This is a genomic window from Chitinophaga sp. SYP-B3965, assembly GCF_009647655.1.
In the GTDB taxonomy this organism is placed as follows: domain Bacteria; phylum Bacteroidota; class Bacteroidia; order Chitinophagales; family Chitinophagaceae; genus Chitinophaga.
The window spans coordinates 653,884-678,960 of sequence record NZ_WJFD01000001.1; the positions used below are offsets into that span (position 1 = coordinate 653,884).

At 47.1% G+C, this 25,077-nt stretch carries 20 protein-coding genes; all 20 read left to right on the forward strand.

Annotated features, from left to right (window positions below; translation table 11 throughout):
* Positions 1-36: 36 nt before the first annotated feature.
* Complete coding sequence (locus GFS24_RS02530) at positions 37-1,851, forward strand: beta-galactosidase family protein (protein ID WP_153658000.1); 1,815 nt, start codon at positions 37-39, stop codon at positions 1,849-1,851.
* Between the two features lie 158 nt (positions 1,852-2,009).
* A complete protein-coding gene (locus GFS24_RS02535; RefSeq protein ID WP_153658001.1) occupies positions 2,010-2,450 on the forward strand; it encodes a CBS domain-containing protein in 441 nt (146 codons plus the stop codon).
* A gap of 247 nt (positions 2,451-2,697) precedes the next feature.
* Complete coding sequence (locus GFS24_RS02540) at positions 2,698-3,132, forward strand: NADH-quinone oxidoreductase subunit A (RefSeq protein WP_153658002.1); 435 nt, start codon at positions 2,698-2,700, stop codon at positions 3,130-3,132.
* Entirely contained in the window at positions 3,113-3,751 is a 639-nt protein-coding gene (locus GFS24_RS02545) for an NADH-quinone oxidoreductase subunit B family protein (protein WP_153658003.1), read from the forward strand. The genes GFS24_RS02540 and GFS24_RS02545 overlap by 20 nt, the downstream gene beginning before the upstream one ends.
* Positions 3,748-4,533, forward strand: a complete 786-nt coding sequence (locus GFS24_RS02550) for an MBL fold metallo-hydrolase (RefSeq protein WP_153658004.1) — start codon at positions 3,748-3,750, stop codon at positions 4,531-4,533. The genes GFS24_RS02545 and GFS24_RS02550 overlap by 4 nt, the downstream gene beginning before the upstream one ends.
* Positions 4,534-4,618: 85 nt before the next feature.
* The gene (gene nuoC / locus GFS24_RS02555) at positions 4,619-6,358 is read left to right on the forward strand and encodes an NADH-quinone oxidoreductase subunit C/D (protein WP_153658005.1); all 1,740 of its coding nucleotides are present in this window, start codon (positions 4,619-4,621) and stop codon (positions 6,356-6,358) included.
* Positions 6,359-6,373: 15 nt separating this feature from the next.
* The gene (nuoE, locus tag GFS24_RS02560) at positions 6,374-6,838 is read left to right on the forward strand and encodes an NADH-quinone oxidoreductase subunit NuoE (RefSeq protein WP_153658006.1); all 465 of its coding nucleotides are present in this window, start codon (positions 6,374-6,376) and stop codon (positions 6,836-6,838) included.
* Position 6,839: 1 nt separating this feature from the next.
* On the forward strand, positions 6,840-8,105 hold the full coding sequence (gene nuoF / locus GFS24_RS02565) for an NADH-quinone oxidoreductase subunit NuoF (protein WP_153658007.1): 1,266 nt from the start codon (positions 6,840-6,842) through the stop codon (positions 8,103-8,105).
* A gap of 13 nt (positions 8,106-8,118) precedes the next feature.
* Positions 8,119-10,833 (forward strand): NADH-quinone oxidoreductase subunit NuoG, encoded by a 2,715-nt coding sequence (gene nuoG, locus GFS24_RS02570; protein WP_153658008.1) that lies wholly within the window; start codon positions 8,119-8,121, stop codon positions 10,831-10,833.
* A gap of 3 nt (positions 10,834-10,836) precedes the next feature.
* Entirely contained in the window at positions 10,837-11,802 is a 966-nt protein-coding gene (gene nuoH / locus GFS24_RS02575; RefSeq protein ID WP_153658009.1) for an NADH-quinone oxidoreductase subunit NuoH, read from the forward strand.
* 10 nt (positions 11,803-11,812) lie between these two features.
* Positions 11,813-12,328 (forward strand): NADH-quinone oxidoreductase subunit NuoI, encoded by a 516-nt coding sequence (nuoI, locus tag GFS24_RS02580; RefSeq protein ID WP_153658010.1) that lies wholly within the window; start codon positions 11,813-11,815, stop codon positions 12,326-12,328.
* Positions 12,329-12,338: 10 nt separating this feature from the next.
* Positions 12,339-12,866, forward strand: coding sequence for an NADH-quinone oxidoreductase subunit J (nuoJ, locus tag GFS24_RS02585; RefSeq protein WP_153658011.1), 528 nt, complete (start codon positions 12,339-12,341; stop codon positions 12,864-12,866).
* Positions 12,863-13,168 (forward strand): NADH-quinone oxidoreductase subunit NuoK, encoded by a 306-nt coding sequence (gene nuoK, locus GFS24_RS02590; RefSeq protein WP_153658012.1) that lies wholly within the window; start codon positions 12,863-12,865, stop codon positions 13,166-13,168. Before nuoJ ends, nuoK begins: the two co-directional genes overlap by 4 nt.
* 18 nt (positions 13,169-13,186) lie before the next feature.
* Complete coding sequence (nuoL, locus tag GFS24_RS02595; RefSeq protein WP_153658013.1) at positions 13,187-15,049, forward strand: NADH-quinone oxidoreductase subunit L; 1,863 nt, start codon at positions 13,187-13,189, stop codon at positions 15,047-15,049.
* 19 nt (positions 15,050-15,068) lie between these two features.
* Positions 15,069-16,580: an NADH-quinone oxidoreductase subunit M gene (gene nuoM / locus GFS24_RS02600; protein WP_153658014.1), complete on the forward strand. Its 1,512-nt coding sequence runs from the start codon at positions 15,069-15,071 to the stop codon at positions 16,578-16,580.
* Positions 16,581-16,588: 8 nt separating this feature from the next.
* Entirely contained in the window at positions 16,589-18,028 is a 1,440-nt protein-coding gene (locus GFS24_RS02605; RefSeq protein ID WP_153658015.1) for an NADH-quinone oxidoreductase subunit N, read from the forward strand.
* A 69-nt stretch (positions 18,029-18,097) separates the two neighbouring features.
* On the forward strand, positions 18,098-18,688 hold the full coding sequence (locus GFS24_RS02610; protein ID WP_153658016.1) for an RNA polymerase sigma factor: 591 nt from the start codon (positions 18,098-18,100) through the stop codon (positions 18,686-18,688).
* Between the two features lie 53 nt (positions 18,689-18,741).
* Positions 18,742-19,899 carry a FecR family protein gene (locus GFS24_RS02615; RefSeq protein WP_173002948.1) on the forward strand — a complete coding sequence of 386 codons (1,158 nt, stop codon included), beginning with the start codon at positions 18,742-18,744 and terminating at the stop codon, positions 19,897-19,899.
* A gap of 136 nt (positions 19,900-20,035) precedes the next feature.
* Positions 20,036-23,350 (forward strand): SusC/RagA family TonB-linked outer membrane protein, encoded by a 3,315-nt coding sequence (locus GFS24_RS02620; protein ID WP_153658018.1) that lies wholly within the window; start codon positions 20,036-20,038, stop codon positions 23,348-23,350.
* A 23-nt stretch (positions 23,351-23,373) separates the two neighbouring features.
* Entirely contained in the window at positions 23,374-24,948 is a 1,575-nt protein-coding gene (locus GFS24_RS02625) for a RagB/SusD family nutrient uptake outer membrane protein (RefSeq protein WP_153658019.1), read from the forward strand.
* Positions 24,949-25,077 lie beyond the last annotated feature (129 nt).

Sequence of the window (25,077 nt, forward strand, 5' to 3'; positions counted from 1 at the left end):
TTTAGATTTACAGCTAAATACGTCTACAACAAAAGAATGAGAAAGCTACTCTTAACTACTTGCCTGGCAGTGACCTGCTTTATGGCACAGGCGCAGGCTGACAAGAAGCCGCATACATTTGCTTTAAGTAAATCTGATTTCCTGCTGGATGGTAAACCTTATCAGATCATCAGCGGAGAAATGCATCCCGCACGCATTCCGAAAGAATATTGGCGGCACCGCATCCAGATGGCAAAGGCCATGGGCTGTAATACCATTGCTGCTTATATTTTCTGGAACTATCATGAAGGAACGGAAGGCACTTTCGATTTTACAACAGAGAACCGCAATATAGCAGAGTTCGTGAAGATGTGCCAGGAAGAGAACATGTGGGTATTATTCCGCCCGGGTCCTTATGTATGTGCTGAATGGGAGTTTGGGGGATTGCCACCTTACCTGCTGCGTATCCCTGATATTAAAGTGCGTTGCTTAGATCCCCGTTATATGGTGGCGGTGGAAAGATATGTGAAAGCACTGGCGAATGAAGTGAAAGACCTGCAGGTAACAAAAGGCGGTCCCATCCTGATGGTGCAGGTAGAGAATGAATACGGCAGTTTTGGGAATGACAGGAATTACCTGCTTCGCCTGAAAGAACTCTGGGATCAGAATGGTATCAATGTTCCTTATTATACTGCTGATGGTCCAACTGCTTTTATGCTGGAAGCCGGCTCTATTCCCGGCGCTGCCATAGGCCTGGACTCCGGTGGTTCTGATGGTGACTTTGCAGCAGCAACCCGTCAGAATCCTGATGTACCTTCTTTCAGTAGCGAATCTTATCCCGGATGGTTAACGCATTGGGGAGAGAAGTGGGCAAGACCTGGTGTGGATGGTATTGTGAAAGAAATAAAATACCTCCTGGATAATAAGAAGTCTTTCAACTTTTATGTGATCCATGGCGGAACGAATTTCGGTTTTACAGCGGGTGCTAACTCCGGTGGTAAAGGCTATGAACCGGATCTCACGAGTTATGATTATGATGCACCGATCAATGAAAATGGTGATACCACTGCAAAGTATAACGCCCTGCGTAACCTGATAGGTTCTTATTTACCAAAAGGTAAAAAGCTGCCAAAGATCCCTGCGGCTATACCCACCATCACTTTCCCGGATGTGCAGCTGCAACCTTTCACCAGTATCTGGGAGCATCTGCCTCAAGCTATTCCATCTGTACAGCCAAAAACATTTGAAGCATACGGACAGGATTATGGTTTCATGGTGTACAAAACAAAACTCATCGGCCATAAGAGTGGCAAACTTACTATCACCGAGCTGCATGATTATGCTACCATCTATCTCAATGGAAAGTATATCGGCAAACTGGATCGCAGGTTAGGTGAACAAACGATCACGCTGCCGAAGAGTGATGTGAAAGATCCTGTGCTGGAGATCCTCGTAGAAGGTATGGGGCGTATTAACTTTGCACAGTACCTGATAGATCGCAAAGGGATCACAGATCGTGTTGTATTGAACGGTATGACACTGATGAACTGGGAAGTATATGGTTTACCGATGAATGATGCTTTCATACATTCATTGAAGGCATCTAAAGCAGCAACAGATAAACCAGGCCAATATTTCAAAGGCAGTTTTCAACTGGCAAAAACAGGCGATACTTACATTGACATGAGTGCATTTAAAAAAGGAGTGGTTTGGGTAAATGGCCATAATCTGGGTCGTTTTTGGGAAATAGGCCCGCAGAAAAGGCTGTACTGCCCTGCCAGCTGGCTGAAGAACGGGGAGAATGAGGTGATCATCTTTGATCTGCATCAGACAACCGCGGCTACTATTTCCGGTCAGAGAACAATGGAGTAAAAAATGTAAAATGTAATCCGTTACACAATAGAAACATGTAAAGGGAAAGAGAAGCACGTCTTCTTTTTCCCTTTTACTTTTTGATTTTATAGATAAAAACAATTAACTTAAAGTAAGTTTCACGTAATTGAATTACTTCACCCTTAAAGCCGCTTACCATGGGCAGAGTCAGAAATATCTTGGTGGGCAAAGGACATGCAGTGTACTCCGTGCACCCGGACAGTACAGTTTATGAAGCCCTAAAAGTCCTTGTAGACAAGAACGTAGGTGCATTAGTAGTAATAGACAAAGACAAATTCCTCGGCATCTTCTCCGAACGCGACTATGCGCGCAGGGTGATCCTGAAAGGCCGCGCCTCTAAAGAAACAACCATCCGTGAAATAATGACGGAGCATCCGATAACTGTTACTGAAGATGAAACAATAGAAGTCTGCATGGGTAAAATGACCGATAAAAGGATCCGGCATTTACCAGTTGTAGATGATGATGGTCGTCTGATAGGTTTAATATCCATTGGTGACGTGGTTAAGTACATCATGGATGAGCAAAAGAATATTATTGAAAACCTCGAATGTTATATACACGGCACTCACCACTAGCCAGGCCCTTTTCCACGTAAGCAATGAAGAACATTGCCCCAGGCACTTTCCGATAATCCTGAACGCAGATGGCGTTCTCTAATTGTTTTATTGTTGCATCTGAAGAACTGATCGTAGTAGTAGCGTGAAGAAGAGATCTGGTTGTCAATAGTTGTTGGCATGAATGACAGGATGGACTTGCAATAAAACAACAGATCGGAGTAATTATTAGCTGGATCAATCAGGTAACAACAATAAAACAAATGCCATGAACCCTTCCTGGCCCTTCCTCGTTTTTGGAGGTATTGTATTGGTATTGGTACTGGCCATCCTTGGCTTGTCCTACGTACTGGGGCAACGACATAAAGATCGTGCCACCGGTGAAGCATATGAATCCGGTATCCTCTCTACCGGTTCTGCCAGGTTACGTTTTCCTTCCCAGTTTTATTTAGTGGCCATGTTGTTTGTGATCTTTGACATTGAGACCGTTTTCGTGATCTCATGGGCCATTGCATTTGATGACCTGGGATGGGCGGGTTTCATAGGCGTGTCTGTTTTTATCTTTATTTTACTCGTTGTATTGATATACGAATGGCGTAATGGCGCGCTGGACTTTGGTCCGGACGGAAAGAAGATCCTGAAGGCATATTGGAAAATGCGAAAGCAATCTAAAACAATTCCAGATGAAGTGGTGGCTAACTGAACCTAAAGATGCCGGCGCACACAAGGCCGGTAATTATTCCTTAGAGGAAACAGTGGGGCAGAGTGTGATGCTGACTTCTGTAGAGAGCCTGGTAGCCTGGGGCCGGAAGAATTCTATGTGGCCCTTCCATTTTGGATTGAGCTGTTGTTTTGTGGAAATGGCTACCGGTATGACGCCCAAATATGATCTGGCCCGCTTTGGTGCGGAAGTGATCCGCGGCACGCCCAGGGAGGCAGATGTGATGATCATTGCCGGCACCGTATTCATCAAAATGGCGCCCATTATTAAACGGCTGTACGAACAAATGATGGAGCCGCGCTGGGTGATCTCTATGGGATCATGTGCAAATTCCGGCGGCATGTACGATATTTACAGTGTAGTGCAGGGCGTAGATAAATTTTTACCCGTAGATGTTTATGTACCAGGTTGCCCGCCAAGGCCGGATGCCTTTATGCATGGCCTCGTATTATTGCAGCAATCTGTAGGGAAAGAAAAACGCCCGCTGAGCTGGGTGATAGGAGAGCAGGGTGTGATCAAACCGGAAAAGATCTCCATGCGGGATCAGAACCGGGACAAACGGCAGCAAATGACTGATTTTAAAACAACAGATGAAATATGAAAATGAAAAGGATCACTGCAAACGTTTATGAGATACCGTTAGGTAATGTCAATGCTTTTCTCATAGAAGATGAAGAACTGACATTGATCGATACCGGTACTCCGGGCAGCGCTGTTAAGATCCTGCATGCCATCCGGTCCATTGGCCGTGATCCGGGAGATCTGCGTCATATCCTGCTTACACACAGTCATCCGGACCATTCCGGCGGTGCTTCAGAACTAAAAGCACAGACCAATGCTAAGATCTATATGCACGAAGCAGAAGCAGATTATGTGCGGAATGGATTCGTGCCTAAACCGGACGTGCCGGTGTTCACCGGTTTCATCAATAAGATGATGTACAATCTTTTTATCAAAAATGCTTCCGGAGATATTGCTTCTACAACAATAGATGAAATAATAGATGATGGGGACTGGTTACCCATTGCCGGTGGTATGCATACCATTCATGTACCAGGGCATAGCGCCGGGCAGTTAGCCTTTTTCCTGCCGGGGCAAAAGAACGTGCTCTTTGCGGCAGATGCGGCCGCCAACATCATGGGCCTGGGGCATGCCATCTTTTATGAAGATTTCCAGCTGGCCAAACACAGCCTGGAGAAGTTAGCCACCTTTGATTTTGATATCGCCTGCTTTGGTCATGGCAGCGCTATCCGTCATTCGGCCGCTGCGCGTTTCAGGAGCAAGTTCATGAAACATACGCAGAAGATCAGCCAGCAATCTGAGTATATAGTGCTGGATGAAGAATCCGTAATAAGAATAAAAGAACCCGAAGAAAGAATATAAATCTGATACAAGCTCATTGCAGCAAGGGACCCAAGCTTGGTTAAGCTAAATAGCATGGCGCATTGATTTTACTAAAAACGTAATCATGCCCCCGAGCATCTTTAATACCCTCTGCTCCCGGTTCGGTGAGAATATTTTCCACGAACAACTCACCCGGGATGAGACGCCCACGATCTGGACGCCACAAGGGAAGATCATTGCTGTCCTGGAATACCTCCGCACACATGTGGAGCAACCCTACCGCATGTTCTACGACCTTACTGCTATAGATGAGCGCGCCATTAAAAGGAAATACAACGGCACCGGAGACTTTACCCTCGTATATCATCTCTTCTCTTTTGAACGTAATGCTTTTGTCCGTTTAAAAGTTGCACTGCATGGTGAATACCCTAAACACCCCACCTGCAGCGATCTCTGGCCCTGTGCCAACTGGTATGAAAGGGAAGTGTATGATATGTTCGGTATCGTGTTTGAAGGGCACCCGCTGCTGAAACGCATCCTCATGCCAGTGACCTGGGAAGGGCATCCGCTCCGGAAGGAGCATCCAGCCCGCGCCACGGAAATGGGCCCGTTCCGCCTCTTTGATGAGAAAGAGGATAGGGAGCAGGCAGCCCTGCAGTTTAACCCGGAAGAGTGGGGCTTAAAACGCCAAAGCGAAGATTCTGATTTCATGTTCCTCAACATTGGTCCGCAACACCCCGGTACGCATGGCGTACTGCGCATCATCCTGCAACTGGATGGAGAAGATATTGTGGATGCGGTACCGGACATCGGCTTCCATCACCGCGGCGCAGAGAAAATGGGAGAGCGGCAATCCTGGCATACTTACATTCCTTATACAGACAGGATAGATTACCTGGGCGGCGTAAATAATAATCTCGCCTACCTGCTTTCAGTAGAGAAACTGGCAGGTATCCAGATCCCTGAACGCGCAGAAGTGATCCGCGTAATGCTCTGCGAACTCTTCCGCATTGCCAGCCACCTCGTATGGTACGGCACCTTTGCGCAGGATGTGGGACAGCTGTCTCCCGTGTTCTATATGTTCACGGACAGGGAAAGGATCTTTGAGATAATAGAAGCCATCTGCGGCGGGCGCATGCATCCCAACTGGTTCCGCATTGGCGGCGTGGCGCAGGACCTGCCCAATGGATGGGATACCCTCGTGCGTGATTTCGTTAAATACTTTCCAAAGAAATTAAAAGAGTACGATAAGATGGTGATGCGCAATGCGCTTTTCAAAGCACGCACTGTAGGCATTGGTGTGTTCACACTGGAAGAAGCCATCGACTGGGGCGCCACAGGTCCTAACCTGCGTGCCTGTGGTATGGAATGGGACATGCGCAAGAAACGCCCTTACAGTGGGTATGAAAAATATGATTTTGATATTCCAACAGGGCAGAACGGAGATTGTTATGATCGTGCACAGGTACGTGTGGATGAAATGTGGCAAAGCCTGCGCATCATAGAACAATGCCTGGAGAACATGCCTGCCGGGCCTTATAAATCAGATCATCCTTTAACTACGCCTCCTATCAAACAGTTCACGATGCAGGATATTGAAACCCTCATCCATCACTTCCTGAACGTGAGCTGGGGACCTGTGATCCCGCCAGGAGAGGCGATGATAGTAACGGAAGCCACGAAAGGCTGGAACAGTTATTACCTCACCAGTGACGGCAATACATCGCCTTATCGTGTGAGAGTGCGCACGCCTTCGTTCGCGCACATGCAAATGCTGCCTTATATCAGTCGCGGATATACGGTAGCGGATATGTTATCTATCCTGGGCGCGATGGATTATGTGCTGGCTGATATTGATCGTTAAAAACTATTACACAGTATGCTAACCACTTCTGAAAAGGAACAGATCGAAAAGGAGATCCGGCAGGTGCCGGTAAAAAAGGCTGCCTGCATTGAAGCATTGAAGATTGTACAGGATCATCGCAGATGGGTATCTGATGAAGGTATCCAGGATGTGGCAGATATCCTGGAAATGAGCACCGAAGAAGTGGACAGCATTGCAACGTTCTATAACCTGATCTTTCGCCAACCCGTTGGCCGCCACATCATCCTGCTGTGCGACAGCATCAGTTGTTATGTGATGGGCTACAAAGAACTGCATCAGCAGATAGTACAATTACTCGGAATTCAATACGGTCAAACTACACTGGACGGTCGTTTTACATTACTTCCCAATCCTTGCCTCGGTACCTGTGATCATGCGCCTGCGCTGATGGTAGACCATGATCTGTACCGTGATCTGAGAAAGGAAGAACTGGAAAACATCCTGGCAAAATATACCTGATATGGAACGCCCTTTAACACAACATATCACCTTTCCTCCGCTCGATCTTCGTGCATACGAAGCCGTGGGTGGTTATCAGTCTGTACGAAAAGCGCTGAAAGACATGGCACCGGGGGATATCACTGCACTCCTGAAAGAATCGAACATGAAGGGAAGGGGAGGCGCAGGATTCAGTACCGGTATGAAGTGGAGTTTTGTTCCCATGAATGTGAGCGGCCCCAAATACCTCGTGGCCAATGCAGATGAAATGGAACCCGGCACCTTCAAAGACCGCTGGCTGCTGGAAGGTAATCCGCATCAGCTGATAGAAGGCATGATCGTATCTGCTTATGCTATCCAGGCTACAGAGTCTTTTGTATTCCTTCGATGGGCCTATAAAGTAGCGGCAGTAGAGATCCATAAAGCGATTAAGGAAGCATATGCTGCCGGTTATCTCGGTAAGAACATCCTGGGTACAGATTTTTCGCTGGACATGCATTTGCATACCGGCGTAGGCAGATATATGTGTGGTGAAGAAACAGCGTTGTTGAATTCATTGGAAGGAAAGAGAGCCACACCCCGCGCCAAACCTCCCTTTCCGCAGGTCAGCGGTTTGTTTGGCAAACCAACTATCGTGAATAATGTGGAAACACTTTGTTATATCCCGCACATCATTAATAATGGCGCTGCATGGTTTCAATCATTGAGCCATACAAATGATGGTGGTACAAAGATCTATGGCGTAAGCGGCCGTGTAAAGAAACCAGGCGCCTGGGAATTACCCATGGGTGTTACGATGCGGGAATTAATTGAAGAACATGCCGGCGGTATGCAGGATGGTTATAAGTTCCGTGGTGTATTACCCGGCGGTGCATCTACAGATTTCCTGGTGGAAGAACACATGGATATCAAAATGGACTTTGCCGGCGTAGCCGCCGCAGGCAGCCGTTTAGGCACAGGCACGATGGTGGTGCTGGACGACAGGACCTGCCCCGTTGGTTTTGTACATAACCTGGAACACTTCTTTGCACAGGAGTCCTGCGGTTTCTGTACGCCCTGCCGGGAAGGCCTCCCATGGACAGAGAAACTACTCCTGGCGATAGAGCAGGGAGAAGGAAGAGAAGAAGACCTTGCCATGCTGGCCTCACATGCCAAGATGATGGGCCCGGGCAACACCTTCTGTGCATTGGCGCCCGGCGCTATGGAACCATTGCAAAGCGCACTTAAATATTTCAGAGACGATTTTGAACAACATATCAGGGAAAAGAGATGTCCTTATCATGCTTAATCCGTAACAGTCTATGGCAACGATATATATTGACAACAAACCCTTCGATGTAAAGAACAGTAAGAACCTCCTGGAGGCTTGCCTGCAGCTGGGCCTGGACCTTCCTTACTTCTGCTGGCATCCCGCTATGGGTTCAGTAGGCGCATGCAGGCAATGTGCTATTAAAACATACAAGGATGAGGATGATAAAAAGGGCCGTATTGTAATGAGCTGCATGGAGCCGGTGAAAGAGAATGTGCGGATCTCTGTGAACGATATAGAATCCACGGAATTCAGAAACCAGATCATCGGGCTGCTGATGACGAATCATCCGCACGACTGTGCTGTTTGTGATGAAGGCGGCGCCTGCCATTTGCAGGATATGACCGTGATGACGGGACACAGTTACCGTGATTACCGCTTTACAAAACGTACCCACCGCAACCAGGACCTTGGGCCCTTCCTCAATCATGAAATGAACCGTTGCATTCAATGTTACCGTTGTGTAAGATTCTATAAAGATTATGCCGGCGGAAAAGATCTGAATGTATTTGCGGCGAATAATAAAGTATTCTTTGGCCGTCAGAAAGATGGCAAGCTGGAAAGCGAATTTAGTGGCAACCTTGCAGAAGTCTGTCCAACAGGGGTTTTTACGGATAAAACCCTTTTATCCCACTATACCCGGAAATGGGACATGACCTATGCGCCTTCTATTTGCCAGGGCTGCTCCATTGGTTGTAACATCAGTGCGGGAGAACGTTATGGTTCTATCCGCCAGATCACCAATCGGTACAATGGAGAAGTGAATGGTTATTTCCTGTGCGACAGGGGGCGCTATGGTTATGAGTTTGTGAACAGTTCGCAACGTATCCAGCATCCGGCGCTGCGCCCGCATCATAACGGCACGCCGGATAAAGATCACATCATCAACCATGTAGCTAATAAGCTTCGCTCAGGCAAAGCCATTGGCATTGGTTCTCCGCGCGCCAGCCTGGAATCCAATTTCGCTTTGCGGCAACTGGTGGGTGAAAAACATTTTTACCTGGGCATGTCCGACATTGATCATGACCACACCGCACTGGCACTTAAAATACTGCGTGATGGCCCTGTACGCACCCCTTCGCTGCATGAAATGGAAAAAGCGGATATGGTACTCATATTGGGAGAAGATGTGACCAATACTGCCCCGATGATGGCATTAGCCGTGAGGCAGGCAGTAAGGCAGGAGCCTATGCATGATGCCATGAATGAAGTACATATTGCAGCCTGGCAGGATGCTGCAGTAAGAGAAGCAGTGCAGGAAAAGAAAGGCCCTTTCTTTATTCTGAATACATTTCCTACACCTTTAGATGAATTAGCCACACAAATACAACGTGGCGCACCGGATAACCTTGCGCGACTGGCCTTTGCCATTAGTCATCAGCTGGATGCGAGCATACCTGCTGTAACAGGTCTCAGCGATGCGGAGACAACGCTGGTGGCTACGATTGTAGAAGCTTTACTGGCAGCAGAACATCCTCTCATCATCAGTGGATTTGGCAGCGGTTATGATTCCTTCATGAAAGCAGCAGCCAATATCAGCTGGGCATTACATAAGCAGGGCAAGCAACCCATGCTTAGCCTTACCGTTCCTGAATGTAACAGTCTGGGATTGGAAATGCTGGGCGGCCACCGGCTGGATTCCGCACTGGATGTATTACGGCACGGGGATGCGGATACTATCGTGATCCTGGAAAATGATCTCTATCGCCGCGCAGATAAACATGTGATCGATGAATTATTCAGCCATGCAAAAGAAGTGATCCTCATAGATCATCTGTATAATCAAACAGCAGAACGTGCCACTGTGATCCTGCCTGCGGGCACCTTTGCGGAAGCAGATGGCACTATCGTAAATAATGAAGGCCGTGCACAACGTTATTTCCAGGTATTTGTGCCTAAGGGAGAAATACAGGAAAGCTGGCGCTGGTGTTTGCAGATAGCACAAGCGGCAGGCATTCATCGCCTGAACGGACTAATGAGCCTGGATGATATTACCTGGGCCATGTGTACCGCTATTCCTTCTCTGGAGTTAGTGCAGCAGCTGGCCCCGCATGCAGAGTTCCGCATGGCAGGTCAAAAGATACCGCGGGAACCGCATCGTTATAGTGGCCGTACTGCTATGACAGCCAATGAAAATGTAAGTGAGCCTAAACCACCGGATGATATCGATACGCCGCTTTCCTTTACGATGGAAGGTTTCAGGGGAGAAGCCCCAGCACCGTTAATTCCTTTCTTCTGGTCCCCCGGCTGGAATTCCGTGCAGGCTATCAATAAATTCCAGACAGAAATAGGTGGCGCGCTGCATGGCGGCGATCCCGGAAAACGATTACTGGAGCCACGTAAAGATGCCGTTATTCATTTCTTTACAGAAGCGCCGGAACCTTATATGCCTATTCCCGGTCACGTACACCTGATGCCTATCTACCAGATCTTCGGCTCAGAAGAATTAAGTATGTACACACGTGGCATTGCAAAAAGCGCGGCGGAATTCTTCTGCATCTATATGAACCCGGAAGATCTGCACGAGTGGAATATAGAACCGGGCGCCTGGTTCAACTTTGAAATAGATGGACATTCTTATGTGATGAACGCAACCCCTAATAACTGGTTGCCTCGGGGAATAGCCGCTATTAATGCAGGGCTGCCGAAAGCAGAGATCGTAGACCTGCCGCAATGTATCCGTTTCATTCATTCATCAACCGTATAAGTTATGCAAACAGCTGCTGTCAATTACTGGTGGGTCATAGGCGGGGTATTGTTCACATTACTCAATACCGCTGCAGGCCTGATATGGCTGGAACGAAGAATGCTGGCTTTGTGGCAGGACCGTTACGGGCCTAATCGTGCAGGGCCGTTCGGCTTATTCATTGTACTGGCAGATACGATCAAGTTGTTCTTTAAAGAGGATTGGATACCACCGTTTGCAGATAAAGTAGTGTTTGTATTTGCACCGGCTATTGTAGTGGCCAGTGTGTTGATGAGTTTTGCCGTGATCCCTTTCGGGCCCAATATATTAGTAGCAGACTGGAATATCGGCTTGTTGTTCTTCCTCGCTATGTCTTCTATTGGTGTGTACAGCATTGTGCTGGGAGGATGGGCCTCTAATAATAAATACGCACTCCTGGGTGCTATGCGCGGGGCTTCACAAATGATCAGTTATGAAGTGTTCATGGGCCTGGCCCTGATGGGCGTGGTATTGCTGAGTGGCAGTTTTAACATACGCGAGATCGTGGAAGCACAAAAAAGCATGTGGAACATCGTTCCGCAGTTCCTGGGTTTTGTGATCTTTTTAATTGCAGGTGTGGCAGAAACACATCGCCTGCCTTTTGATATACCGGAAGCGGAAAGTGAGCTGGTGGCAGGGTTTCATGCGGAGTATTCCGGTATGAAGTTCGGCATGTTCTTCATCGGAGAATACCTGGGTGTAACACTCGTTTCTTCCATGATCGTAGCCCTGTATTTCGGTGGCTGGATGGGGCCTGCTTTCCTGCCGGGTGTAGTGTGGTTTATCCTGAAAACATTTGTTTTTATATCCCTGTTCATCCTGATGCGTGCTTCAATGCCACGCCCGCGGTATGACCAGTTAATGGAGTACGGATGGAAAGTATTATTTCCATTATCGCTCCTCAACCTGCTGGTAACAGCAGCGATAATACTCATTATGAAGGAAGCTTAAATTAATTACCATGTTCAGTCTGATCAGAAGTATGTGGCTGGTTTTTCTACATATGTTCCATAAAAGGGAAACCTATCAATACCCGGAAGAGAAAGCGCCATTATCGGCACGCTACCGGGGCCGTATAGCCCTAACCCGTGACCCGGATGGGGGAGAGCGCTGTGTGGGTTGTTACCTCTGCGCAGCAGCCTGCCCGGTGGATTGCATCACGTTGCAGGCTACAGAAGATCCGGATGGCAGAAGGTATCCTGCTTTCTTCCGCATTAATTTCTCCCGCTGCATTTTCTGTGGCTTTTGCGAAGAGGCTTGTCCTACGTATGCTATTCAGCTGTTGCCTGATTTTGAAATGGCAGAATACAACCGGCAGAACCTGGTATATGAAAAGGAAGACCTGCTCATCAACAGCCAGGGTAAATATCCCGGTTATAATTATTATAAAGTAGCGGGCATGGCTATTGGTGGAAAAGATAAGGGAGAAGCGAAAAAAGAAGAACCACCGGTAGATGTTAAAAGCTTATTACCCTAAAACGTATTACATGGGAGTTGCATTTTATATCGCAGGCGCAATAGCCGTGTTGTCCACACTGATGGTGATCACGCGGTATAACATCATGCATGCATTGTTATATCTCGTGGTATCTTTTTTAAGTGTGGCTGTGATATTCTATTTGTATGGCGCTCCTTTTATGGCTGCGCTGGAAGTGATCGTTTATGCAGGTGCTATCATGGTGCTCATCATCTTTTTTGTGATGATGCTCAACCTGGGGCCGCAAACGGCAGGGGATGAACAATTATGGTTAAAACCGCGGATCTGGATAGGGCCTACCATTCTTTGCCTGGTATTACTGGCAGAACTGGGATACCTGATCGTACAGCAATCCTCACCGGCTGATGATATCGTATTGGTAGACCCAAAAGCAGTGGGCAAAAGTTTGTTCGGTCCCTACATTCTGGCGGTGGAGTTGGCGGGCATGTTGTTAATGGCCGGGATCGTAGGGGCCTATCATTTAGGCCGGCAAAGAAAGAAGATCACACATAGATTCCTTGAAAGAACAAGCTCATGATAACCTCCACTACAGCAGGGTTGATCCTTGCAGGCGTTTTATTCGTACTGGGTCTTATCAGTATGCTGATCCGGCGTAATATCATCTTTATGCTGATCTCTGTAGAGATCATGCTCAACGCAGCAGGGCTGGCCTTTGTGGTAGCTGCTGCAAGATGGGGGCAGCCCGACGGGCAGATCATGTTCATGTTCATCCTGGCCATGGCGGCAGCAGAAGTGTCTGTGGGCCTGGCCCTGATCTTACAGTTATATCACCAGTTAAAAACATTGGATAGTGATGAAGCCAGTAAAATGAGAGGATAATCAATATAAAAGTATTTTATGCAATGGATCTACCTCATACCGGCGCTCCCTTTCCTGGGTGCATTGATCCTGATCCTCTTTTCAGGAAGGATCGGTAAAATGGGCGTATCGCTGATCGGATGCGGCAGTATAGGTATTGCTGCGTTGATCACGGGTATAGCCGGCGCGCAGTTCATTTCCGGGAACGTGCAGAGTTTTGTACTGCCTTTATGGAACTGGATGCAGATAGGAGATTTTAATGCTGGCATTACCCTGAACCTTGATCCGTTATCCCTTGCTTTCACTTTTGTGATCACCTTTGTTGGTTTCCTTATTCATGTATATTCTACCGGTTACATGGCAGACGATCCGGATTTCTCCCGCTTCTTTGCCTGTATGAACCTCTTTGTTGGTGCCATGCTCATGCTGGTGCTGGCAGATAATTTATTACTGATGTATTTCGGCTGGGAAGGTGTGGGCCTTTGCAGTTACCTCTTAATTGGTTTCTGGTATAAAGACCCTGCCAACGGCGCCGCTGCCCGGAAAGCCTTTATTGTAACAAGAGTAGGAGATACGGCGATGGCCATTGCTTTATTTATGCTGGTACAACATACCGGCAGTTTGCAGCTCAGCACCGTATTAGCCAAAGCCCCTGTACTCTGGACAACCGGAGATACCACTGTAGTAACCATTGCATTTTTATTACTCGGTGGTGCAGTAGGTAAATCCGCACAACTGCCTTTACAAACATGGTTGCCGGATGCCATGGCAGGCCCAACACCGGTGAGTGCATTGATCCATGCTGCTACCATGGTAACCGCTGGCGTTTACCTGATAGCACGCACCAATATATTGTTCACGCTGTCTCCTGCAGCACAGGCTACTGTAGCGATTGTAGGCGCGGTCACTTTATTGATTGCAGGATGCAGTGCATTTGTGCAAACAGATATTAAACGCGTACTGGCTTATTCTACGATCAGCCAGATAGGATATATGTTCCTGGCATTAGGAGTAGGCGCATGGTCTGCCGCTATTTTTCATTTCATCACGCATGCCTTCTTCAAAGCATTGCTCTTTATGAGTGCAGGTGCTATTATTGTGGCGCTGCATCATGAGCAGGATATGTTTAAGATGGGAGGGCTGCGAACGAAATTGCGGGGAGTGTTCATCGTATTCCTGATCGGCTCTGCTTCACTGGCAGCACTGCCATTTGTTACCGCTGGCTTCTATAGTAAAGACCAGATCGTATGGCTGGCCTGGACATCTGCACAAGGCCATATCGCTTATTGGCTCGCTGCCCTTCTGGGTGCTTTTATGACAGCGATGTATACTTTCCGGATGGTCTTTCTTGTGTTCTATGGAACCGAGAAAACACATGTGCATCACAAGCCCGGCAATAGCATGATGATCCCACTCTATATTCTGGCGGTCTTATCTACCATTGCTGGTTTTATAGAGCTGCCACATACATTGGGGCATCTTACATTATTAAGCGATTTCCTCGCACCTGTATTGCCGGCTGTTGAGGCTCATCATGGCAGCGCAGCGATGGAATGGACTTCCCAGGGCATTGCTGCTTTATTATCTTTCTTAGGTATTTACTTAATGTGGCGCTTTTTAAGCATACCGGTGGTGGATGGATTGAAACAATACTGGAAGAGCGGCTGGGGATTTGACGCTGCCTATAACTGGATCTTTGTAAAACCATTTGTATATCTCGCACGCATTAACCGCCATGATATCATCGACAGGCTTTATACCGGATTGGCAACGCTTACCCGCTCATTACACCGCATGATGTCTGCCACGCAAAGCGGCATCCTGCGCTGGTATATCATGGGCATTGTAATGGGGGCAGTGGTGATACTGAGTGTGATCATATGGAGACAATACGCAGTCTGAACTATAAATACGATAACGCATGACCCTTTTTCTTTTCATACTGATTCCGATTGCCGGTGGGCTCCTGGCCTGGATAACCGCTGCATGGAACAAAGAGTTACCCCGTTGGATAGCGTTACTCGTCATGCTCTTTGAACTGGTACTGGCAGCAAGTTTGTGGTGGCAGCTGGATGATGCGGCCCGCTGGAGCAGTGACCAGTGGATAGATACTTTTCAACGTCCCTGGATGCCCCGTTTCGGTATCAGTTTTTCATTGGCCATGGATGGTTTAAGCCTGCTGATGTTGGTGCTTACTTTTTTCCTCGGCACTTTATCTGTTTTGGTTTCATGGAATGAGATCAAAGAACGCACCGGCTTCTTTCATTTCAACCTCTTATTTGTACTGGGCGGTATTACCGGTGTATTCCTCACCATGGACCTTTTCCTGTTCTATTTCTTCTGGGAAGTGATGCTGATCCCTATGTATTTCCTGATCGGTATCTGGGGCCATGCTAACCGTACCTATGCTGCGTTTAAATTCTTCATCTTCACACAGGCGGGTGGTTTGCTGATGTTACTCGCCATCCTGGGATTATACTTTGTGCATGCGCATAGCACTGGCGTATTCACTTTCTCTTATTTTGAATTGCTGGATACACCGCTGGAACAAAACGTTGGCCGCTGGCTGATGTTGGGTTTCCTCATTGCCTTTATTGTGAAGTTACCGGCTATTCCTTTTCATACCTGGCTGCCTGATGCGCATACAGAAGCGCCTACCGCTGGTTCTGTGATCTTAGCAGGCCTGCTGTTGAAAACCGGGGCTTATGGCATTCTTCGTTTTGTAATCCCTTTGTTCCCGGAAGCAAGTCACTTCTTTGCACCATGGATCATGTTGCTGGGAGCAGTTGGTATCCTCTATGGCGGTAAACTGGCTTATGCACAAACAGATTTCAAACGGCTGGTTGCTTATACCAGCGTGAGCCATATGGGTTTTGTATTGCTGGGTGCATTTGCATTTAATGCATTGGCCTGGCAGGGCGTGGTGATGCAGATGATCACACATGGTATCAGTACTGGTGCATTGTTTATGATCGCCGGTTCTTTATATGAAAGATTGCATACGCGGGAACTGGGGAAAATGGGCGGGTTATGGCCTGCATTGCCCCGGATGGGCGTTGTGTCCATGGTATTTGTGATGGCATCTCTGGGGTTGCCGGGGCTGGGGAATTTCATTGCAGAGTTCCTGATCCTGGTGGGAAGCTGGCAGGCGCAACCTGTCATCACTATTGCCGCTACGATCGGTTTGGTAGTGGCTACTATTTATTCATTACGGATCATGCAGAAGATCTTCTTTGGCGTTTCGCATAGAGAGTACAAACTGCCTGATCTGTCTATTCGTGAAGGTCTGATGATGGCGCCTTTAGTGATCGCTATCATCTGGCTGGGTGTATATCCGCAACCAGTGATCAATGCCGTGAAACCAACGATCCCGGCCATTGTGCAGGCACCACCTGTACAACCAGTACCCATTGCTATCCATCCAACTAAATAAGAACAGGTATGTCAACAACAGATCTTTTAAGTTTAATGCCTTTGGTGATCATCAGTGGGTCAGCTGTGATAGCCATGTTGCTGGTAGCCATTAAAAGGAACCACCGCATCATGCATGCTTTTTCTGTGTTGGCATTTATGGTAGCCATCCTATCGCTGTTTGTACAACCCTATGCGGTTCCTTATGTAATCGCACCTTTATTTGTAATAGATGCATTTGCTATGTTCAATACAGGCCTGATCCTGGTGGCGGGTTTGAGTGTGTTATTCCTTTCCTTCAAATATTTTGAACAGAGAGAAGAGCGGAAAGAAGAATACTATATCCTGTTATTACTGGCTACAGTAGGAGGGATGGTGTTAGTGATCAGCCAGCATTTCATTTCTTTATTTCTTGGGCTCGAAACCATGAGCATCAGTTTGTATGGCCTTATAGCCTATTTGCGGGCACGGGAACGTTCTGATGAAGCAGGGATCAAATATTTACTTTTAGCAGCTTTATCCTCTGCTTTCCTATTATTCGGGATGGCATTGGTATATGCCTTCACAGGCACGATGGAGTTTGAAGGTATTGGCCGTTATCTTAAAAGTATAGGTACCGTACCGGTAACTGTAGTGGCTGGTTTTGGCCTGATGATGATAGGCGTTGGTTTTAAACTGGGCATTGTTCCTTTTCACATGTGGACGCCGGATATCTATGAAGGCGCGCCATTGCCTGTTGCCGCTTACATTGCTACCGTATCCAAAGGCAGCATGCTCGTTTTGCTCATGCGTTTTTACCGGGACATTGATGGATACGAATACACCATCCTCTGGTGGGTGTTTGCTATTATTGCCATGGCCAGCATGTTTGTAGGTAACTGGCTGGCACTGTTGCAGCAAAATGTAAAACGGTTACTCGCTTATTCTTCTATCGCACACATGGGCTATATCCTGATCGCTTTCCTGGCCGGGCAACTGGCAGGACAGGAGGCGGTGATCTTTTATCTCGTGGCATATGTGATCACCAGCATTGGTGCGTTTGGGGTATTGGCCATCTTATCTGATAAAGTAAGGGATGCCGAACTGCTGGAGGATTTCTCCGGCCTCTTCTGGCGCCATCCCTGGTTGGCCACTGTTTTTACGGGGATGTTGTTATCTCTTGCGGGTATCCCGCTCACGGCCGGTTTTATCGGGAAGTTCTATATCATTGCCGCGGGGGTGGATGCCGGTTTATGGTTGCTGCTGGTATTGTTGGTGGTGAATAGTGTGATCGGATTATTCTATTATATCCGCATTATTGCCGTGATGTTTCAGCCGCTTACAGATAAAGCACCCATACTCACCCGGCAGGCTTTGCCCTTCTTTGGCGTATTTGCTTTAAGCGCTTTAATGGGATTGCTGATCTGGCTGGGTGTATATCCTTCCGCCCTGATCGCCCTGATCAGGGATATGATGTTAACGATGGGGTAGTGCAGAACTTTTTATGCTTAGTATGAAATTATTATTAACTTCATTTTGCAATCAAGTTATTTTAATTCCATGTTGTCCGTTCCCGCAAACAGTGAGCACATTAATGAAAGTTCCCTTCTGAAAAAGGCTTCAGCAGGCGACAGGATTGCATTTACCACCCTTTATACTCATTATTTCCCCCGTCTTTACCGCTTCGTTTTTTTCATTAACCAATCCCGGGAGGATACAGAAGAAATATTGCAGGAGGTGTTCCTGAAGATCTGGGATAAAAAGGAATCCCTGCTCCGGATCCGCTCTTTTGAGGATTACCTCTTCCGGATGGCGAAGAACAAATTATTTGACCTGGCTAAGAAGAACAAGATGATCCATCGCCTGATGCCACAACAGGTACAGACTGTTAGTGACGCCACGGATGAGGTTACATATAAGGAATACCACCGGGTGGCCATGGAAGCCATCACCCATTTGCCGGAACGCAAACGCACCGTTTTCCTGATGAGCGTAGAGGAAGACATGTCGCTCGATGAAATTGCTTCCGAACTGAAAATATCCCGTTCTGCCGTTAAGAAACATCTCTATGCCGCTGTGCGTACCATCAAGGAGCATCTGCGCCTGCATGCAGAATGGACAGTCGGGATGGCCATTTTCCTCCTTCTCTGATTTATTTTTTTCTGTTAGGGTGTCCTTTTTTATGGTTCAGCAGTCTTTATGTTATGAATCGGGAAGAAGTTATATCCTTAATGGAAAAATATGCCGCCGGAAGGCTGTCTGCCGAGGAAGAAAAGCGCTTCCAAAGCTGGATGGACGAGGTGAGCCCTGATGAATTCCAGGCCTTGCTGGATGAGTCCCCCCATATTCCGGCTTCCTTTAAGGCGTACCATATGCCATCTCCTTCATTTATCCATCAGATGGAGCAGCAGCTGGATGCACGTTCCCGGAAAGCCAAGATCTTCACGCTCAGCCGTATGGTAGCAGCAGCTGCCGTTATTGTGCTGGCCGTAATAGCGGGCGTTTTCTATTTTAATCATTCTAACCCGCAATCTGTACCCTTAGCAGTGCTAAAGCAACCTGATGGCCGCCCGGGTGGAAACAGGGCCACGCTGAAGCTGGGAGATGGCACGGTGATAGAACTGGACAGTGTTACGGAAGGAGAATTAACCCGCCAGGGTAATACCCGCATTATCAAACTCTCCAATGGCCAGCTGTCATACGATGCAGGGGATGAACAGGCAGCCCCTATGTTCAATACGATCTCCACACCCAATGGCGGGCAATACCAGATTGAATTACCGGACGGCACAAAAGCCTGGCTGAATGCCGCTTCCTCCCTGCGTTTTCCCAGCTATTTTGCAGGAAATGAAAGGGTGGTGGAACTGGAAGGAGAAGGATATTTTGAAGTGGCTGCGAATGCAGCAAAACCTTTTCGTGTAAAGATCAGAGAGGGTGTGATAGAAGTATTGGGTACCAGTTTTAATGTGAACGCATATACAGATGAAAGCACTGCCAGAACAACCTTGCTGCAGGGCGCCGTTAAAGTACATAAAGGCACAGAAGCCATGATACTGAAACCCGGCCAGCAGGCAGTAATGGTGAATAAAGGAGGAATGACCAGGTTATTAAATGCAGATACAGAGTTGGCCATTGCCTGGAAGAACGGTTTCTTTCAGTTTGACGGGATAGGATTACCTGAACTGATGCGCCAGATCTCCCGATGGTACAACCTGGAAGTGAAGTTTGAAGGCGCCATACCGGAACGTGAGTTTGCCGGTAAGATCTCGCGGGACGTGAATTTGCAGGATGTGTTGAAAGCCCTTCAGATCAATGGCGTGAATTTTAAAAAAACAGGAAATATACTGATAGTAACACCTTGATGAATTTGACGAACCAAAATCAGGCTGCTTAAAATGAAACCGGAAGTGCAGCAACACTTCCGGTGAATTCGTTCAGGTAGGCTCTCGAAAGCAAATTACAACTCACATTTGATCACCACCTAAACTGTACAAAAGTATGAAACTACTTGCGTATGGCAAAGCCATTCCGCGTTGTTGGCATTTGCCTGTAAAATTATTGCTCGTTATGAAATTAACAGCTGTTTTAATGCTCATTGCAGCGCTTCACGTAAGCGCAGCAGGTTTTGCCCAGAAGATCACGCTTTCCCGCAAGAATGCGCCGCTGGGTAAGATCTTTTCAGACATACAGGCAAAGAGCGGTCTTTCTATTTTATATGATAGCAAGCTGATCAGGAGTGCCGGGAACATTAACATTGATGTGAAAGATGCTTCCCTGGAGGAAGTGCTGGATAAGTGCCTGGAAGGCCTTTCCCTGTCCTATGTGATCATGGAGAAAATGATCGTGATCAGAACAAAAGCATTGCCAGCTAATCCCGTTCAGCCGCCACAGATAGTGAGCGGCACAGTAGCTGATGAAAAAGGTTTGCCGGTTATAGGCGCTACGGTTTACCTGAAGGAGTTAAAGCGGGGAACATTGACAGATGTGCAGGGAAAATTCTCCCTGCCTAACGTTCCCCCCGGCAAGTACACGCTGGCTATTTCGTCTATTGGTTATGATCCCCGGGAAGAACCTGTTACGGTGGCCGATCAGTTGGTCACCGTACAGATCCTCCTGAAAATTAGCATTAACAACCTGAAAGAACTGATCGTGGTAACGGCGCTTGGTATCAGGAAAACAGCCAAGTCTGTTACGTATAATGTGCAGACTATCTCCGGCAGCGAGATCAATAACGTGAAAGATCCCAGCCTGGTGAACAGCCTAACCGGTAAAATAGCCGGTATGACGGTGAATACAAGTTCCTCCGGTCCCGGCGGCGCCACCAAAGTGGTAATGCGCGGCAATAAATCTATTTACGGTAATAACAATGCCCTGTACGTAGTGGATGGTATCCCTTTGCCTGACCTCTTTACGCAAAAGGTAACAGATGGTTTTTCCGTACCCGGTGGCAGCGATGGTATTGCAAACATCAACCCGGATGATATTGAAACCATCACTGCATTAACAGGTGCATCCGCTGCAGCCTTATACGGCAGCCAGGCTGCCAATGGTGTGATCCTGCTTACTACCAAAAAAGGAAAGGCCGGCAAGACCGCGGTAAATTATTCCTTCAATGCCAACTTCAGCCGGCCATTATTGCTGCCGGAATTTCAACATACCTATGGCGCAGGTGCTGCTCCTTCTTTTCAAAGCTGGGGTGCAAAAGAACCTGCCAATGCAGATACAAAGGACTTCTTTCAAACCGGCCAGAGCTATACACATGCCATCAATATATCTACCGGAACTGAGCGTAATCAAACCTATTTCTCTGCCGCTGCGGTGAATGCCACCGGTATCATTCCGCACAATACTTTTGATCGTTATAATTTCAGTGCGAGGAATACCAGCACACTGCTGGATGATAAGCTGAACCTGGATATTAATGTGCAATACATCAGCCAGCAGCAGGATAATGCACCCGTTCAGGGACAGTATTTCAACTCATTGGTGGGTGTTTATCTTTTCCCCAGATCGCATGACTTTGGCAGCTTTAAGAACTTCGAAAAGTATGATCCTAACCGGAACTTTGCTGTGCAGAACTGGCCCTATGGTGATCTGGGTATGATGTTGCAGAATCCTTACTGGGTAGTGAACAGGAATAACAACAGGATGAAGCGGGATCGTTTCATTGCTTCTGTGGCTGCGAAATATACGATCAGCTCATCTTTGAGTTTGTTGGGCAGGGTGAAGCAGGACAGGGTGAATGACCAATGGGATGCAAAGAATTATGCCTCTACTGTAGCATTCCTTGGTGGTGTGAACGGACGGTATGATAACAGCAAAACTTTTGGCAGGCAATCTTATGCAGATCTGATCCTGACGTTTAATAAGAAGATGAATGATCTTTCTCTGAATGTAAACGCAGGTGCAAGTATCCAGGATGTGCAGGATAATACAACCGGATGGAAAAATGGATACCTGTCCCAGTTCGCCAACATGTTCACTTTTGCCAATGTGGATTTTACCCGTTTTGCACCTTACGATTATAACGACCGGATGCAGACACAGGCTGTATTTGCCACTGCACAGTTAGGATACAGGGAGATGTTATACCTGGAGGCTTCTGCGCGTAATGAATGGTCTTCTGCATTAGCTTTTACAGAAAGCAGATCTTATTTCTATCCTTCTATAGGGCTCACGGGTATTATCAGTGAAATGACGCAGTTACCGCAAGCCATTACTTTTGCAAAAGTAAGAGCGTCCTATAGTGAAGTGGCTAACTCCATTCCGCTTTACATTTCCATGCCCACCATTCCTATTCCCAATGGTGGTGCCATACAAGCTATTCACGCAAGGCCTTTCCAGGAAATGAAACCGGAAAGGACCAGTTCTTTCGAAGCAGGGATCGATCTGCGTTTCTTTGATGATCAATTCAGCATCAGCGCCACTTATTACAACACCCATACAAAGAACCAGTTCTTCAGGGTAGAGGTAACGCCCTCTGTTGGTTATAATGCCTACTTTATCAATGCGGGTAATGTACAGAACAAAGGGATCGAAGCTACTGCAGGATACAATGGGAGGATCGGCAATGTGAACTGGAACCCTTCTCTCACCTTTGCACTGAACCGTAACAAGGTAGTGGAGATGCTGGATTACACAGATCCTTTTACCGGGCAGCGCAGAACACAGGATGAATTCATTGTGTCTGACTTTGCCGGTTATCGCCTGATCGTAAAGAAAGGCGGTTCTTATGGCGATATCTATGTGAAGGATGTGAAGAAGGATGATAAAGGTGTGATCGTACTAAATGATAAAGGCCTGCCTGAGGTAGGTGATTATATTAAAGCAGGTAATGCTAACCCTCGTTACTTGCTGGGTTGGAACAATGGTCTTACGTATCAGCGTTTCAACCTTAATTTTCTTTTAGATGCCAGGCTGGGGGGAGAAGTAGTTTCTTCAACGGAAGCAATCATGGATAATTTCGGCGTATCCCAACGTACAGCAGAGGCCAGAGATCGTGGCGGCGTGATGGTCAATGGAACGATGGTAGATGCAAAGGGTTATTATCAGAATCTTACCGGAGCTACTTCTTCCGCACTGGCGCTATATACTTACAGTGCCACAAATATCAGGCTGAGAGAAGTATCTCTCGGTTACAAAATAAAAAATGCACAGTTATCCCTTGTAGCGCGAAACCTTTGGCTGATCTACAAGAAAGCGCCTTATGATCCGGAGATCACGGCATTTACCAACAACCAGTTCCAGGGCTATGATTATTTCGGTATGCCCAGCTTAAGGAACATTGGCGTAAATCTGAAAGTCTCATTCTAATTATTCAGTTAAAAGGAAAGATCATGAAAAAGCAATTATATATAGGGATATTGATCATCGCGGCTATTTTGCCGGTATCCTGCACTAAGAACTTTGAACGTTTCAATACTAATCCGAACGAGTTAACAGATTCGCTCTTAAAATATGATTACAAGTATGTGGGCGCTTTTATTCCCGGCATGCTCACCAGTCTTTATAGTACCATCGACTGGCAGTACCAGTTACAACAAAATCTGAATGCTGATATCTACTCCGGCTTCATGGGCATTCCCACACCCTTTAACAACGGGAAGAATAATTCCAATTACTTTATGATGGATTGGAATAACTGGCCTTTTAAAGTAGCTTTTGATAATGTAATGAGTGGATGGAAGCTGGTGAAGGACAGGGGAGAGAAAACACGTCCGGACCTTTTTGCGGTAGCTACTATTATTAAAGTGGCCTCTATGCACAGGGTTACAGATGTATTCGGCCCTATTCCTTATTCAAAGTTTGGCGCGGGTGGTTTTTCCACGCCCTATGACAGCCAGGAAAGTATTTATAATGCCTTCTTTGCAGAACTGGATCAGGCTATTCAAAGCCTCAGCACTTTTGATAAAACAAACCCCGCCGGCAAAGCGCAACTAAAACCCTTCGATCTCCTCTACGGCGGTGAGTATGGGGATTGGATCCGGTTTGCCAACTCACTCAAACTCCGCCTCGCCATGCGCATCTCATTTGTGAATGAGGTATTGGCAAAGAAACAGGCGGAAGCAGCGGTGAACAATGAGTATGGTGTAATTACAGACAATAAGAAGAGTGCGATGGTAAGGTCTGGCAATGGTGTTACCGTGAGTAATTCACTGTATGTGATCAGCCAGGAGTATAATGATATCCGCATGGGTGCGCCGATGGAGTCTTTCCTGAAAGGTTATAATGATCCGCGGCTCAAAGCCTACTTCCGTGAAAGCGGGATGCCGGGTGGAGGATATCGTGGCATACGCAATGGCATTGATATTAAAGCGAAGCCGGATTATGAAAAGTTCTCTGCGTTGAACATAGAGCGTAATACACCTGTTCGTGTACTGGCTGCATCGGAGACTTATTTCCTGCGGGCGGAAGGTGCTGCAAGAGGCTGGGCTATGAATGGTGATGCGAAAGCTTTATATGAAGAAGGTATCCGTGTGTCCTTTGCACAATATGATCTGGGCGATGCTACAAGTTATATCAATGATGCGGCGAGCAAACCAGTGGGCTATACAGATCCTGTGAATGCAGCGAACAATGTGGCAACAAATGCATCTTACCTGAGCACGATCACTGTCCGCTGGCAGGATGCAGATAATTTTGAAACAAAACTGGAACGTATCATTACGCAGAAATGGATCAGCCTTTATCCTGATGGAGAAGAAGCGTGGGCAGAGTTCAGGAGAACAGGTTATCCTAAATTATTCCCGGTGGTGGTAAATTACAGCGGAGGCAGCATTCCCGGTTTTATTAAACGTTTGCCATTCCCTCCGGATGAATATAAGAACAATAAAGACGAGGTTACAAAAGCAGCTGCATTGCTTAATGGAGCTGATAATGGCGGCACCCGGTTATGGTGGGGAAGACCCTGATTTATGCTTATGGATTGTAAGGAGGCTGGATATTTTCCAGCCTCCTTTTTTTATGAACAGCTGTAGAATTATTTTTACTTGTTGAAAACCAAGCGTTCTGCTTTCACGTACATGACTATGCAACCATAT